This window comes from Marinicella pacifica, assembly GCF_014636635.1.
In the GTDB taxonomy this organism is placed as follows: Bacteria; Pseudomonadota; Gammaproteobacteria; order Xanthomonadales; family Marinicellaceae; genus Marinicella; species Marinicella pacifica.
Genome location: NZ_BMEO01000001.1, coordinates 1 through 14647 on the forward strand (window position 1 = coordinate 1; position 14647 = coordinate 14647).

Genomic DNA, 14647 nt, shown 5'->3' on the forward strand with positions numbered 1-14647 from the left:
GACTACCAGGGTATCTAATCCTGTTCGCTCCCCACGCTTTCGTACCTCAGCGTCAGTGTAGTGCCAGTAAGTCGCCTTCGCCACTGATGTTCCTCAAGACCTCTACGCATTTCACCGCTACGCCTTGAATTCCACTTACCTCTCACTCACTCTAGCTCAACAGTTTCAAATGCAGTTCCCAGGTTAAGCCCGGGGATTTCACATCTGACTTATTAAGCCGCCTACGTACCCTTTACGCCCAGTAATTCCGATTAACGCTCGCACCCTCCGTATTACCGCGGCTGCTGGCACGGAGTTAGCCGGTGCTTATTCCTATGGTACCGTCAATGCCATGTGCTATTAACACACAACACTTCTTCCCATATAAAAGTGCTTTACAACCCGAAGGCCTTCTTCACACACGCGGTATTGCTGGATCAGGCTTGCGCCCATTGTCCAATATTCCCCACTGCTGCCTCCCGTAGGAGTCTGGGCCGTGTCTCAGTCCCAATGTGGCTGATCATCCTCTCAAACCAGCTATAGATCGCAGTCTTGGTAGGCCTTTACCCCACCAACTAACTAATCTAACGCGGGCTCATCCAATAGCAAGTGCTTTCAAGAAGAGGCACCCTTTCATCCGTAGATATTATTCGGTTTTAATCCGGATTTCTCCGGGCTATCCCCAACTACTGGGTAGATTCCCACGCGTTACTCACCCGTCCGCCACTCGTCAGCAAAGAAGCAAGCTTCTCTCTGTTACCGTTCGACTTGCATGTGTTAGGCATACCGCCAGCGTTCAATCTGAGCCAGGATCAAACTCTTCAATTAAATTGCGATACCAATACTAAAAAGTATCAGCACCTTATTCATTGTGAGAAGTAAACTTCTCGGTTTGACCTAACTGTATTATCTTAAAAAGAAATTACGTGATAGTTATGGTCACTTTTTGTCGTTGTACCTGTTATTAACATCAACTCAAGTGCCCACACAAGTTATCTATTTGAGTTTTTAAATTACTCTTTTTAAAGCTAAAATCATACCGATTCTAACCTTAAAATAATCCCGGCATTTCGCTCGGGAAAGGTGCGATATTATCGCTGATTTTTTTCCTTTTGCAAGCTTTTTTAGAACTATTTTTAATCCGCTCTATCTCTCCGACTTCTTCAAGCCAGACGACTTACTCAAGGGAGGCGTATTATCGCTTAAAAATTCGCCTTTGCAAGTGTTTTTTTTCAATTAAATCTAATTAATTTAATCAGACCCATAAATCACTAAATCTACTGGCTCTACCCACAGGCGAACGCGCATTATAGTCACTAAAAAAAACCTGTAAACCCCTTTGTGACATTTTTATGAGATTAATTTAGAAGCTTACCGAGAACAGCTAATGATTACGGGCTTTGGTGGCGGGTGGCCTTCAACAGTTTGTTGTTGATGTGTTTTAAAAATTGTGGCAAGGAATGAAAGCGAATCCAGTCGGTTGAGCGCTGTTCTTGTGTGGTTATTACCAAAAAATTCTCAGAAATCCTTTTGACCGAATGTTGGTAGCGCAAGCCAAAGCCGATGGATTGGAACTGATGACCGCTGACAATATCATTCCAAAGTACGGCTTAAAAGTGATTGATGCCACACTTTAATGACAGTTAAAAAAAGGGGAAATCACTGTCCGGGACTACGAACTAAACGGACACGACCGTCACCGCCACGACCACTGCTGCCGTCATAGCCGCTGCCGAAATAGACAATCCACGCATTGCTATCATTGGTAGCAATCGGTGAGGACGCCCAAAACCAATCATTGGGCGTATTTGGAAATACATTGGTATTGATACTTGGACTATAACAGTTTCTCGCAACTATTGTGCGCAGTTCTTTTTGGTTAGGTACACGCCAATCAGCAAAACCGGCAAAATCTTCTGCATCAGCAATATCTAATGCTTCTTTCCAGGTAAGAGATGCCAATGTTCCGACACTACAATCAGAACCTGATAAGCCTTCACTGCATTGCTTCCACATTAAACCTGTTTGCTTATCTGTTACGACATGATCTCCGGATATGTCCGTGACCGTATATCGAGAATCAGGCCATTCGTCGGTGATATAAGTTTTACATGTTTGCTGTGCGAGTACAATCTGCGAGAATAATAGAAAATAAATTAAAGCAAGGTTGATTATCTTTTTCATAATGAATCCTTTGAATTTAGGTTATCGATATATAAATTTGTGAAATTTTGCATTTTCTTAACTTGTTGTTAACATAGTCCTGTTGATTCAAGTCCTTTTTGTCTTTTATCATGCTTTTGGGTTGATTTATGGCTAATGATATATTTTCCAAAATAGCATAGGCTGAGATTCGTATTTCGCTGCCCCAAGTATATTTGTGATAGCGGGGAAACTGCCTAACGGTTAATTCAGTATCTATAATCAACTGATTTGTATCTCGATAGATAGGAAGCTTTTTATTCATAAAAGCATAAAGTGAAAAAAAGAAAATCACTGTCCGGGACTACGAACTAAACGGACACGACTGCTAATGCCGCGAGGATCGTTGTAGCCATTGCCGCCGCCGAAATGGACAATCGACGCTGCGTAATCATTGCCAGCAAAAGGCAAGGACGACCAAAACCCTGATGAAACAGTGTTTGGGAAATAGTCTGTATCAATTGCCGGGTTGAATGTGCCATAATTAGCCAAGCCAGTCAGCTCATCAATTGTTGGTACACGCCAGTTATCAAAGCCACAAAGTGTTTCGCTATTTGAACCATTGACCAACACATCCCAATCATCGTAGTATGTACCTTCGGCATCCGGATGCCCCAAACCAATGGCTGTGATACCACCCCATCGATAGGTGTTGTCTTGGTGATGAATGCCTGCTGTTGTGGTCTTAACCTCCCAAACCAAACCGGTGACATTGTCTCTCACGCAAGCCCAGGTTTGAGTTCCATAATCCACACTTTGATCAACTAAAGGCACGCCATTCGCATCGAGTTTGGTGAAACTGAATCCGGCATGACCGTCAGAACCATCGTTGTGAGTGACATCACGGCCGGTATTACAATCTTGTGGTGATGGGTTTGATGCCGGATTGGTACACTCAGTCAGGTCGCCAGATGGATATTCACCTGACCATGTTATGCCTGTGTCATTGAGTTTTGAAACAAATTCAAAGCTGGTTTTAAAGATTAAATCTGTTTGAGCATAAGAAAAATTGGCTAATACCAATATGGCTATCATGGTCATGGTTTTGGATTGCATCGATTGTTCCTTTTCTCCTAATGATAAAACAATTGTAAACAAAATCAATCAATCAATCAATCAATCAAGACTTAACACGATTTTGATGAAATTCAAGTATTTTTAACTTACTCCTGACAGATAAAAATAGCTCGCTTTGGTGGCTGATGACCTTCAACAGTGTGATTTTCGTCTTCCGTTAAAAATTGCGGGAGCGAGTGAAAACGCATCCACTCGGTTGAGCGCTGTTCTTCTGTTGTAGTTATGGAAACATCTGTAACTTCGACATTTTTAAAGCCCACTTTCTCCAACCAGCCACTCAGCATTGCAACACTGGGCAAGAACCATACATTGCGCATTTGTGCGTAACGACCTGCCGGTACCAGGCATGTTTGCTCATCACCATCAACAATCAAAGTTTCCAATACCAATGTACCTTGCGGTGATAACAGAGATTTCAAATGCTCTAAATGTTCTATGGGTGATTTTCGGTGATACAACACCCCCATGGAAAACACCACATCAAAATAAGGAAATGATTTTGGCATCTGCTGTATCTTCAGCGGTAGCATGGTGGCCATGGTTTGGGCATATTTCTGAACGGCCCAAAACTGAACATGTTGTAAAATACCCGGCTCAATGCCTAACAAGACTTGCGGCTGATAAGCGGCCATTTTCAATAAATAATAACCATTACCACAACCGACATCCAAAACCGTTTTATAGGTCAAATCTGGCAAGCTGTCCAGCAACCGCTGCCACTTCATGTCCGAGCGCCATTCGGCATCGATTTCCACATCAAACAATGAAAAAGGGCCTTTCCGCCAGGGTATGAGTGTTTCGAGACTGGTCAGCAGTTGTTGCTTTTGATTGTCATTACACGAACCACTGACTGTAATCGCATCGGCTTTTAAATCAATAAGCTCTATTGTTAGATTTGGGAGGTTTTCATAAGCTTGCTGCCATCGGGGCAAATCACCCTGGTTAATGTTTTTTATCACATCAAGGGTAAGTGTGCTCAGCTGATTAAAACCGGCTGATAACTCGGTATTAGTGACTTGTTCCTTTAGCTTATTGAGTTGTACCTTAAACATAACCGGTGTTATTTAAAAGCCACCAGTGAAATAAAGTTAAAGGCGCGAAACCAGACTTCAACAGAATGAAAGCCGACGTCCACAAGCCGCTGCTGCCATTGATCCAGGCTATCGGGTTTTAAGGTATCTTCTAAAGCCTGTCTTTTCTGCGCCACTTCAATATCACTGTAGCCGTTAATTTTTTTATAACCATGATAAAAATCAATCATTTCTTGGGATGATTTAATCTTTTCAGACAATATAAAAACACCCTGTTCATTTAAGCCATTGTATATTCGCTCACACATTGAGTGGCGATCACCCGGCTGAATAAATTGCAATGTGAAATTACTCACCACCAGGCTGGCCTTCGCTATTTCAATGTCGCGTAAATCCTGATGATGGATATGAATTTGGTTGTTGAGCTGTTGCTTGGCCAATATTGACTTAAAGCGATTAATCATGGCATCGGAATTATCAACGGCATGAATGTCGATATTGTTAGAACCAAGCGCTTGATCCACGGTTAAGCTGACTGCGCCCAGAGAAGCACCCAAATCATAAACCCGTGTGTTCGGTTTGACAAAACGCATGGCGTACATGGCCAGGCCTTTTAAAATGGTGTCATACCCGGGAACAGATCTTTTGATCATGTCCGGGAATACCGACACCACCTGCTCATCAAAAGCAAAAGCAGACACTTTTTTATAGGCCTGATTAAATATCTGGTCGCGCTCACTCATACCGGCGTGTTAACCCGGCGGCCATTCCATTTGACGACCGGCCAAAAAATGCATGTGAATGTGATTCACGGTTTGTTGTCCGTTTTCATTGCAATTCATGACAATGCGATAACCATTTTTATCTTCACCAATTTGTTTGGCGTATTGATTAATGGCTAAATGAATTTTATTGACGTATTCCATGTTGGCTTCATCAATGTCATTGTGGGTTTTGATGCGCACTTTGGGAATAAACAGCACATGGATCGGGGCTTGTGGATTGATGTCTTTAAAAGCCAACACAAAATCATCTTCATACACCACATCAGCCGGAATTTTGCCGGCCAGTATCTGGTCAAATATGGTACCTTGTTCGTTCATGCTTGCTCCTGAAAGGTCATGCTTAGTAATGGGTCCGACCTGCGAATGCATGGGCCAGTGTATTGTTGTCAATGTATTCCAAATCACCACCCAATGGGACGCCGTGCGCCAGGCGACTGGCTTTAATGCCACCTTTTTCTGCCAGACCGGCCAGATATTGGGCGGTGGTTTCTCCTTCAACCGTTGAACCGGTGGCCACAATCAACTCCTGACATTCTGGTTTGGCCAAAATATCAATGAGCTGATTGAGTTTTAATTCACTTGGCCCCATCCCATCCAACGGAGACAGTTTGCCGTGGAGCACAAAATAACGGCCTTTGTAATCTGTGGCTTGTTCAATCTGGATAATGTCAGCGGGGCTTTCGACCACACATAATTGGCGCCAGCTTCTTTGATCATTGCTACATAACGCACATACATTATGTTCAGTCAGAGTGCGGCATTGCTGACACTCTTTAACCTGATCCAGAGCCTGATTCAATATACTTGCCAAGTGACGCGCTCCGGATCGATCCTTTTGCAACAAAAAAAATGCTAGTCGCTGCGCTGATTTAGGTCCGACACCCGGCATGATTTGCAAGGCGTCCATCAATTGGGATACCAGGGACATGATTTAAAAAGGCATCTTAAAACCCGGCGGCAAATTTAGCCCTTCTGTCAAGCCACCCATGTTTTCTTTTTGGAGTTCACTGATTTTATTGAGCACATCATTAAAAGCAGCAATCAGTAAATCCTCCAGCATTTCAAAGTCATCACCCACCATGGCCTGATCTATGTTAATATTTTTAACTTGTTGCTGTCCGTTCATGGTGATTTTGACCGCATCTGCACCGGCAGAACCGATCACTTCTTTTTCAGCCAGTTCTGCTTGTGCCTGCTGCATTTGCTCTTGCATTTTTTGCACTTGTTGCATCATATTGCCTAAAGTACCTTTCATAATTAATGACCTGTCTTTTGATTAATGATGGTGGCATCGAACCGTTGCTTTAGGGCCTCGACCACCGGATCTTTGTGTTGTTGCCGCCGTTGTTTGGTTTGTTTGTCCTTTTGGGCCTGTTTTTTGGCCACTGAGTCAACCTCATCCCGAACACAATATTCAACCCGATAACTTTGTTGTTCAATGGCTAACGCATGGTTTAATTTGTCCAACAATTTTGGCTTTTTAAATGACTCAACAGCGGCATCTATGGCAAATATAATGGTGTTGTTTTTATTTTCAAGCACCATTAAATTTCTGGCCAACTCTCTGACCATACCTTTGACGGGTAGGTCTTTAAAAATTTGCGGCCAGTTGTCGTTGGTTAACGCCGATAAATTTACCACAGCAGAGGTTGGATTAGGTTCTGACTCAATCTGATTGGGTTTATTTCGGTTATTTTCAGCGCTGGTGTCAAATGAATCAGACACGGCATGTTGTGTTTGTGCGGTTGATTTTGCGTTATCTGTATTTTGATTTTTGTCGGATGTCGAATGACCGTCATCGGATGTCAAATCGAAATCAAGCATTCTGATTATGGTCATCTCAAAAGATATTTTCTTGTCCGGCACTGATCGCATTTGCTGCAGACCCACCACCACAAACTGATAATACAATTGCAACTGTTCAGGATTAAGCTGGTCGGCTAATTTTTTTAACACAGCCACTTCAAAAGCGCCGCCACCTGTGACCTTGTTCAAAGATTGTGTCAGTGAAATTTCATGTAATAAGCGGCTTAACTCATCCAGAAGCTGACTGTAATCGGTGGACATGGCATGAAACCAATCAAGCTTCTCAACAACCGCGCTCTTATTGTCATGCATAATCATTTGAAGCAACTCAACCACATGTGATTGCTCCACCGTGCCCAACATAGTGCGCACTTCATCATAATTTAATTTATTACCGCCAAAAGCCAATGACTGGTCAAGCAAACTCAAGGCATCTCGCATACTACCATCGGCCATACGGGCAACCAGCTTAAGTGCTTTGTCTTCGAACTCAAGTGCTTCTCTTTGAAGTATATCCGCTAAATAATCACTGATTTGTTTTTCCGTGAGACGTTTAAGATTAAATTGCAGACAACGGGATAAAACAGTGATGGGAAGTTTTTCAGGTTCGGTGGTGGCCAGTAAAAATTTGACGTGTTCAGGTGGTTCTTCCAGGGTTTTCAGTAGCGCATTAAAACTGCTTTTTGAAAACATGTGCACTTCATCAATCAGGTAGATTTTAAACTGACCTTTATTGGGCGCATAACTGACATTGTCGAGTAAACTGCGGGTGTCATCGACACCGGTTCTGGAGGCGGCATCCACTTCAATTAAATCAATAAAATCACCCTGTTGTATTTCAAGGCAATGGGCACATTTGCCACAAGGCTCACTGGAGACACCTTCCAGACAATTGAGCGATTTTGCCAGCACACGCGCTAAAGTGGTTTTTCCCACACCGCGGGTTCCGGTGAATAAAAAAGCATGGTGTAAACGGTTATTGTCTAATCCGTTAACCAGAGCCTGCACCACATGTTCCTGGCCCACAACTTGTTTGAAATTTTGAGGGCGGTGCTTTCTGGCAAGTACTTGGTAAGTCATAATGATAGATTAAATGAATGGGACTCCCGCCAGCCGATCCCCGCACATGGTATCACAACTACGGCTGCTCCCTTCCGGGCCTGACCGGGTTCGCTGCTGACCATTGCGGGGTGACAAACGAGAGTCACCGATGGCGTATTATCCACATTGCTATGGGACTTGTCCACCGTCATTTTTTATTTCTCCGCGATAACATGTTTAACATAAGGCACCGTTATTTTACGTTTATCGCGCAATGACAGGGCCGACAATTTTTGCAGTAATTCATTCAGCGAGGCAAAATCAGTGGCATGGTGAGAAGCAATGTAGTGAAACACACTCTCATCGCTGGGTATCCCCTGAATTTCAAATTGTCGCTTAAGTAATGTCATGGCTTGCTCACCTTTGAGCACCGATAATTCCAGGGTCAGACCCGATTGCAGGCGAGAACGTAAATCCGGTAATTGCCAATCACTGTGGCGGGGTGCAATACGTGAAGCCACCATCAGGGAAATGTGTTGAGCCCGGCATAAATTAAACACATTGAAAAGATGGCGCTCTCCAACCGCATGACCTGCCAGCAATTGCAAATCATCAAAAGCCACAAAAGACCCTTGCGGTTGTAACAATTCACTCAGGTCTGTTTCCTTTAATACCGCGGCAGAAAATAAAACACCTGAATCGCCGTTGTGCAGTCGATTCTGACTGTAAGCGGACAGCAAATGACTTTTGCCGGAACAAGCCGCGCCCCACAGATAACAAAACGCCGGTAGATCGGCATAATTTCTCAGGTTATTAACCACGTTCTTATGCCCGATAAATTCACTAAAACCGGCTGATTCTGAGGTTTTCAGCTGCAAAGGCAGTTGCGGTTTAATCATCCGATGTCTTCACCTTATTAACATTGACAGGCTGTCCATAGAGTTCGCTGTTGACATATTTTTGATGGGCATGACGTAACATTACCATCACAACCGCCGCCAGGGGTAACCCCAACAGCACGCCAACAAACCCAAACAGCTGTCCGCCGGCCAACACCGCAAAAATAACCGCCACCGGATGTAAACCAATTTTATCGCCCACCAGCCAGGGGGTCAGTACCATACCCTCCAGTAACTGACCCACACCAAAAACAATCAGTACATACACCACATGAATCAAATCACCAAACTGAACCAGCGCAGCAATAACACCTCCGATCAGGCCGGTAATAGCCCCCAAATAAGGTACAAATGAAACCAGACCGGCACCCATGCCAATCAACAAGGCAAGATCAATGCCCACAATCCATAAGCCGATGGTGTAAATCACGCCCAAAGCAAGCATGACACTGAGTTGACCCCGCAAAAAAGCGCTGAGTACCGTGTTTGATTCACGGGTAATGGTGTGCACCGTGCTGTAGTAGCGGCGCGGTATCAGTTCACCGACCCGTGGCGTGATGATGTCCCAGTCACGCAACAAATAAAAGAACACCACAGGAATCAACAATAAATTCATCACCCAGTTCAAAACCACCATACCACTTTTGGTCACTGAACTCAGCACCGTTTGGGCAATGCCACCGGCGCTTTCCCAGTGTTCCTTGAGTAAGGCGCTTAGCTGGCCGGTGTCAAACAAATCAATTTCAAGACCAAACTGTGATTGCAACCAGGGATTGATGTTGTCTTTCAACCAATTCACATAAACCGGTAAGTTTTTAATCAGGTAACTGATTTGGCGTTCTAAAGCCGGAATTAAAATCAAAGCCACAGTCACCATTAATAAGGTAATTAACAAAAACACCACAACCACCGCGCCTGTCCGGCTGAGCTTCCAGGATTCAAGTTTGTCCGCCAGCGGATCAAATAAATATGCAAATAAAGCCGCAATCACAAAAGGTGCCAGGATGGGTGACAATAAGTACACCAGGTAACCTACAACCAGGACCAGAACCAATAAATAAATTTGCCGAATAAGCTGTGTTTGCATCAAGACCTCTCATGTTGAAATTGACGTTTAATTCTAAATCCCAGCCAAACATAATGCAGGCCACTGATCATGGTAAAAATGGCTGTCAGCACAATCAACCATTGATTCAGTTGATGCAGATTATACACGCCGCTCAAAGTCACCAATAGGGTTAAAATTAATAGAATTTGAAGGGCTGTGTTGACCTTGCTCACCAGGGTGGGTGTCGCGGCTTTTAAGCGTCCCACAAAGAAGTTAACGTAGGTGGTACCCATTACAATAACCACATCCCGCCCCACGATCAGTAAAAAAAGCCATAGCGGGAAATGCCCTTGATACATGAACACACTGAAACAACACAACATCATCAATTTGTCAGCCAGCGGGTCTAAAATACTGCCTAAGCGCCCTTCCCAACCAAATCGCTTGGCCAAAAATCCATCCACACCGTCCGAAACACCGGCCACCAGGGCAAGAATTAACGCACCGGTGTATTGCTTTTGTAACATCAGCCACGCCAACGGAATCAACGACAGCATCCGGGCAATGGTGATGGCGTTGGGCAAATGGCGCAAACAGGTCATGGCTGCCAACGGAAAACGGTTTTATTCGCCATCCCTAAAGGCATATGTTGCAACATACCGTCTTTGGATAAAACCTTAATGAAGGCATCACGATCAACCCGGGTATTTAACTGTAACTGCACGCTGTGTTGGCCATATGCGGTGGCATGAAAATCTTTTATCAGCGGCTGATTCTGCAAATACCGCCATAACTGGAGCATTGAGGCGGGTCCATTGATGTCATTAACAACGATGGCCAGTGTGAACGCCCCAAATTCAGCGGCATCAATACGGTGACCGTCTGCCAAACGCTGTTGAATGGAAGTGACCAATAAGTCAAATCCATTGGCCATATTCACAAACTGTCGGTTCTCAATTTGGGCTTCACTGTCGGGTGACTCAAACAACCCGGCTCGGTAAGACTGACCGCTGCCGTAGTCCCTTAGTTTGACTAACAACACCTGGTCCGGTTGATAATCTTGAAATACCCGGTCCACCAAATCTGGATTGAGATAACTGACATCTTCCGGTTTAAACTGCAGCAAATCGGCATCCATGGGATTATAAAACTGATGGTCAATGCCTTTGTTGGTTAACCACTTACTCAGCCAGTAAAGACCAGCAGAACCTTCAATGGCATGGGATAAGGTTCCGTCAGCCTGTTCTTCCACCAGCCACACGAACAATTGTGGCCGGTTGGGTGGCCACAAGGGCACATTGCGATCGATTAACATCTGATTCAGCTGACGACCATCGGTAATAACATGAAACCACAAGCCCTCTCGATCTATAAAGCTTGGCAACTGCTCATAATAATGTCGTAATACCACACGATTAAAGGAATCATCCAACCAACCCTGTGCCTGGATGGTGTGTTCACTTAAGCCGGTTTTTTTACTGATTACAGCGGTGATTGCTGCCATAACCTGGGCACTGTCCTGAGGATTCTGACGGTCAACCAAAGTTGCCGCATGGTTTAAATTGTCTGTTTGAGCAATGACAACCGAAGTCACCAGGCACAATAAATAAAATATTCGTTTCATAGCGACAATTATAATGGAAGCGCGTCACAATAAAACAATTAAACCAACCGAACAAGGCACTTTTCATCCACTCAACCATGGAAACTATCGGCTTTTTTTAACACATTCACGGACGAATCGAATACAATCGCATGTGCTTTAAAGCCTGTAAACACATGACCGATAGAAAGCCTTACACTTATCAACAAGCCGGGGTAGATATTGCAGCCGGCAATGCCCTGGTGCAACGCATCAAACCCATGATTAAAACCACCCACCGTCCCGGCGTGATGGGATCACTCGGTGGTTTTGGCGGATTATTTGATTTATCCCAGGTGAATTGTGACAACCCGGTGCTGGTATCTGGAACCGACGGGGTCGGCACGAAACTCAAACTGGCCCGGCTGATGAATGACCACAGCACCATCGGTATTGACTTGGTCGCCATGTGTGTTAATGACATTATTGTAATGGGTGCCGAACCACTGTTTTTCCTGGACTATTATGCTTGCGGAAAGTTGAATAATAATCAGGCAGCTGAAGTTATAAAAGGCATTGCGGAAGGTTGTCGTTTGTCGGGATGCGCCTTAATAGGTGGTGAAACCGCTGAAATGCCCGGCATGTACCCACACGGAGACTATGATCTGGCCGGATTTGTGGTGGGCGTGGTGGATAAAACCAAAATCATCGACGGCAAAAACATCCGGGCAGGCCATCGGATTGTGGGGGTCGCATCCAGTGGCCCACACAGCAATGGTTATTCTTTGATTCGGCGCTTAATTGATGATAACGCCCTGGATTTATCTGCAGATTTTGAAGACAGCACATTGGGCCAAAAATTATTAGCACCCACCACTTTATACCCCAAACCGGTTTTGAGCCTTCTGGATAAACAAGCGCCGATTTTAGGGATGGCGCATATCACCGGAGGCGGTCTGATGGAAAATATAAACCGGGTATTGCCCGATGGGCTGGCGGTTGAAATAAATCCGGGCAGTTGGCCGCGACCGAAGATATTCAGCTATCTTCAGGAACTCGGTAATATCGAAGAATCGGAACTTCTAAAAACCTTTAACAGTGGTGTCGGTTTATGTCTGATTGTCTCTGAAGATGCCGTGAACGAAACCCTTTCACATTTCCGGTCTCAACAACTGAACGCTTGGTCAATTGGCCGAGTCATTAAACACGCCGGTCAAGATGTTGTCCTGATTTAATGCGTGTTGTTGTTTTTATTTCCGGCCGTGGCAGTAATTTACAGGCGCTACTTGAACACCAAAAAAATTACACCGTCTGCCACGTTATCAGCAACCGCGCACGGGCCAATGGTCTGTCGATTGCCAAAAGTTACGCAGTACCGAGCACCGTAATCCCCTGGCGCGATACCGCCCAGGCTGAAGCGAAAGCACTTGCTTTACTCAAAGTTCTCAATCCCGATTTAATTGTTTTGGCGGGTTTTATGCGTGTATTATCCGCCAGTTTTGTGGCTAATTTCCCGTTTAAAATCATTAATATACACCCGTCTCTTTTACCACTTTATCCGGGTCTGAATACCCACCAACGGGCTTTAAATGACCACCAAACCAAACACGGCGCCACCGTTCATTATGTGGATCAACATTTAGACCGGGGCCACAGCATCAGCCAAAGTCACATCAACATCACAGCCCAAGACACTGCAGAAACTTTAGCGGCACGTCTGCTGTCGAAAGAACATACACTATTAACAACCACCGTAAATAAAATAGCCTGCGGCGAAATTTATTGGCAGGACAATCAACTTTTTTATAATAATCAGCTCATTACCCAACCCATCGTATGGTCAAATCTTTAACATTATTAATCGTACTCATCGGACTGTCTATGACAGCTCTGTCCGAACCCAAACCCTATAAAGCGACGTATGATGTTTATGAAGATGGCACCGTTAAAGCGATTTTAACCAGCCGCCTTAAAAAAACCGGTGCAAACCAATTCCAACTCACAGACTTAACCGAAGGCACGGCCGGATTAGCATCTTTATTGAACTTTAAACGCATTGAACAAACTGACTTTATTTTCCATAATAATTTACCTGAAGCCATTTATCATAGCATGCACCAAAAAGTTGCTTTTAAAAGTAACCACTATGAATTTAAACACCAACCCGGTGAGACCGGCTACCAAGGTATTGACCATAAAAAACCGTTTCAATTAAACAGCCAACAGCCCCTGTTCAGCAACCAACTCATGTCCTGGCAATTGGCTCAACAAGTTTGTCAAGATCCGAAAAATAACATGCAATGGCCGGTACTTAACGCTCAACAAGCCAAACTGTACTTTTTTAAAATTTCCGCTGTTGATAACAACAGATCCTTAGTTCATCGCCAATATCAAAACCGCTCTGATAAAAGCACCGCAATTTGGATTAATACCCAAGAATGCTATATTGAAGAAATCATTTATCAAAAAGACCAAAAAGTTGTGCGCACTGTACTCAAAAACATCGTGTTTGAATAATCATGAAATCAAGCCAATCACCCTTACCAACCCCTAAAGAACTACTCATCTTATCCGTCTTATGGCAATTAGGACCAACCACGGTACGTGCCGTTCACGAACATTTAAAACAGCGCCGGCAAACCACCACCTACACCACCACCCTCAAAATGATGCAGGTCATGTTGGATAAAGACTTACTGGTTAAGAACAGTGAACCGGTGGCCCACATTTACACCACCCGTTTATCAAAAGAAACCACCCAAAAGCAGTTGATCCGGAATCTAATTGATCGTGGTTTTTATGGTCGTCTTGAAGATTTGAAGCAACTGCTGGAAAAAATGAAACCATAACCCGGAAAATAATGCTAAAGTAAAACGTTTCTTGAAGAAATAATGTTATATGTCAACAATTAACATCGCATACCCAATGCCATGTAGTCTGGCACAAAGCCGTGAAGTGATCGATGAATTGCTGAATGATCTGGAAGAAAAATACCAGATACATCACAACAGCATCGGTGACAATCATTACCAGCTAAAAGGCAGCGGTATCAAAGGTGAGATACAGTTAGACCACCAGGAATTAAAAATATCAGCCCAACTAAACTTCATGATGATGGCCTTTAAACCCATTATTGAAAAAGAAATCCACCGACAACTGGATAAATCATTCGCTCATTTAAGTTAATAGCAATAAAA

General features: G+C 44.1%; 17 protein-coding genes, 1 rRNA gene and 1 other RNA gene. 5 read left to right on the forward strand and 14 right to left on the reverse strand.

The genetic code is table 11. The features are described from left to right. From IEV16_RS00005 to IEV16_RS00075, 14 genes are all read right to left on the reverse strand, one after another. Nucleotides 1–807, reverse strand: a 16S ribosomal RNA gene (locus tag IEV16_RS00005); the annotation flags it as partial. Between the two features lie 831 nt (nt 808–1638). Then, nucleotides 1639–2163, reverse strand: a complete 525-nt coding sequence (locus tag IEV16_RS00010; RefSeq protein WP_188363614.1) for an Lcl C-terminal domain-containing protein — start codon at nt 2161–2163, stop codon at nt 1639–1641. 309 nt (nt 2164–2472) lie between these two features. Beyond that, nucleotides 2473–3237, reverse strand: coding sequence for an Lcl C-terminal domain-containing protein (locus IEV16_RS00020; RefSeq protein WP_188363616.1), 765 nt, complete (start codon nt 3235–3237; stop codon nt 2473–2475). Between the two features lie 107 nt (nt 3238–3344). After that, nucleotides 3345–4310 (reverse strand): tRNA 5-methoxyuridine(34)/uridine 5-oxyacetic acid(34) synthase CmoB, encoded by a 966-nt coding sequence (cmoB, locus tag IEV16_RS00025; RefSeq protein WP_188363617.1) that lies wholly within the window; start codon nt 4308–4310, stop codon nt 3345–3347. Between the two features lie 8 nt (nt 4311–4318). Further along, nucleotides 4319–5032, reverse strand: coding sequence for a carboxy-S-adenosyl-L-methionine synthase CmoA (gene cmoA, locus IEV16_RS00030; protein ID WP_188363618.1), 714 nt, complete (start codon nt 5030–5032; stop codon nt 4319–4321). Nucleotides 5033–5041: 9 nt separating this feature from the next. Beyond that, a complete protein-coding gene (locus IEV16_RS00035; protein WP_188363619.1) occupies nt 5042–5392 on the reverse strand; it encodes a histidine triad nucleotide-binding protein in 351 nt (116 codons plus the stop codon). Nucleotides 5393–5414: 22 nt separating this feature from the next. Beyond that, a complete protein-coding gene (gene recR / locus IEV16_RS00040; protein WP_188363620.1) occupies nt 5415–6002 on the reverse strand; it encodes a recombination mediator RecR in 588 nt (195 codons plus the stop codon). A gap of 3 nt (nt 6003–6005) precedes the next feature. Then, entirely contained in the window at nt 6006–6329 is a 324-nt protein-coding gene (locus IEV16_RS00045) for a YbaB/EbfC family nucleoid-associated protein (RefSeq protein ID WP_188363621.1), read from the reverse strand. Between the two features lie 2 nt (nt 6330–6331). After that, nucleotides 6332–7960 (reverse strand): DNA polymerase III subunit gamma/tau, encoded by a 1629-nt coding sequence (gene dnaX / locus IEV16_RS00050; protein ID WP_188363622.1) that lies wholly within the window; start codon nt 7958–7960, stop codon nt 6332–6334. 24 nt (nt 7961–7984) lie between these two features. After that, nucleotides 7985–8080: signal recognition particle sRNA small type (gene ffs / locus IEV16_RS00055), an RNA gene on the reverse strand. A gap of 56 nt (nt 8081–8136) precedes the next feature. Next, nucleotides 8137–8820, reverse strand: a complete 684-nt coding sequence (locus IEV16_RS00060) for an HdaA/DnaA family protein (RefSeq protein WP_188363623.1) — start codon at nt 8818–8820, stop codon at nt 8137–8139. Next, the gene (locus IEV16_RS00065; protein ID WP_188363624.1) at nt 8813–9907 is read right to left on the reverse strand and encodes an AI-2E family transporter; all 1095 of its coding nucleotides are present in this window, start codon (nt 9905–9907) and stop codon (nt 8813–8815) included. The genes IEV16_RS00060 and IEV16_RS00065 overlap by 8 nt, the downstream gene beginning before the upstream one ends. After that, nucleotides 9907–10470, reverse strand: coding sequence for a CDP-alcohol phosphatidyltransferase family protein (locus IEV16_RS00070; RefSeq protein WP_188363625.1), 564 nt, complete (start codon nt 10468–10470; stop codon nt 9907–9909). Before IEV16_RS00070 ends, IEV16_RS00065 begins: the two co-directional genes overlap by 1 nt. After that, nucleotides 10467–11492: a DUF2066 domain-containing protein gene (locus IEV16_RS00075; protein ID WP_188363626.1), complete on the reverse strand. Its 1026-nt coding sequence runs from the start codon at nt 11490–11492 to the stop codon at nt 10467–10469. Before IEV16_RS00075 ends, IEV16_RS00070 begins: the two co-directional genes overlap by 4 nt. Before the next feature lie 155 nt (nt 11493–11647). Between IEV16_RS00075 and purM the strand changes: the two genes are divergently transcribed. From purM to IEV16_RS00100, 5 genes are read left to right on the forward strand one after another with little or no spacing between them, the layout of a single operon-like run. Further along, nucleotides 11648–12685 carry a phosphoribosylformylglycinamidine cyclo-ligase gene (purM, locus tag IEV16_RS00080; protein WP_188363627.1) on the forward strand — a complete coding sequence of 346 codons (1038 nt, stop codon included), beginning with the start codon at nt 11648–11650 and terminating at the stop codon, nt 12683–12685. After that, nucleotides 12685–13302 (forward strand): phosphoribosylglycinamide formyltransferase, encoded by a 618-nt coding sequence (purN, locus tag IEV16_RS00085; RefSeq protein ID WP_188363628.1) that lies wholly within the window; start codon nt 12685–12687, stop codon nt 13300–13302. Before purM ends, purN begins: the two co-directional genes overlap by 1 nt. Nucleotides 13303–13331: 29 nt before the next feature. Further along, nucleotides 13332–13967: a hypothetical protein gene (locus IEV16_RS00090; RefSeq protein ID WP_188363629.1), complete on the forward strand. Its 636-nt coding sequence runs from the start codon at nt 13332–13334 to the stop codon at nt 13965–13967. A gap of 2 nt (nt 13968–13969) precedes the next feature. Then, nucleotides 13970–14299, forward strand: coding sequence for a BlaI/MecI/CopY family transcriptional regulator (locus IEV16_RS00095; RefSeq protein WP_188363630.1), 330 nt, complete (start codon nt 13970–13972; stop codon nt 14297–14299). 49 nt (nt 14300–14348) lie between these two features. After that, on the forward strand, nt 14349–14636 hold the full coding sequence (locus IEV16_RS00100; protein ID WP_188363631.1) for a polyhydroxyalkanoic acid system family protein: 288 nt from the start codon (nt 14349–14351) through the stop codon (nt 14634–14636). Nucleotides 14637–14647: the final 11 nt, after the last annotated feature.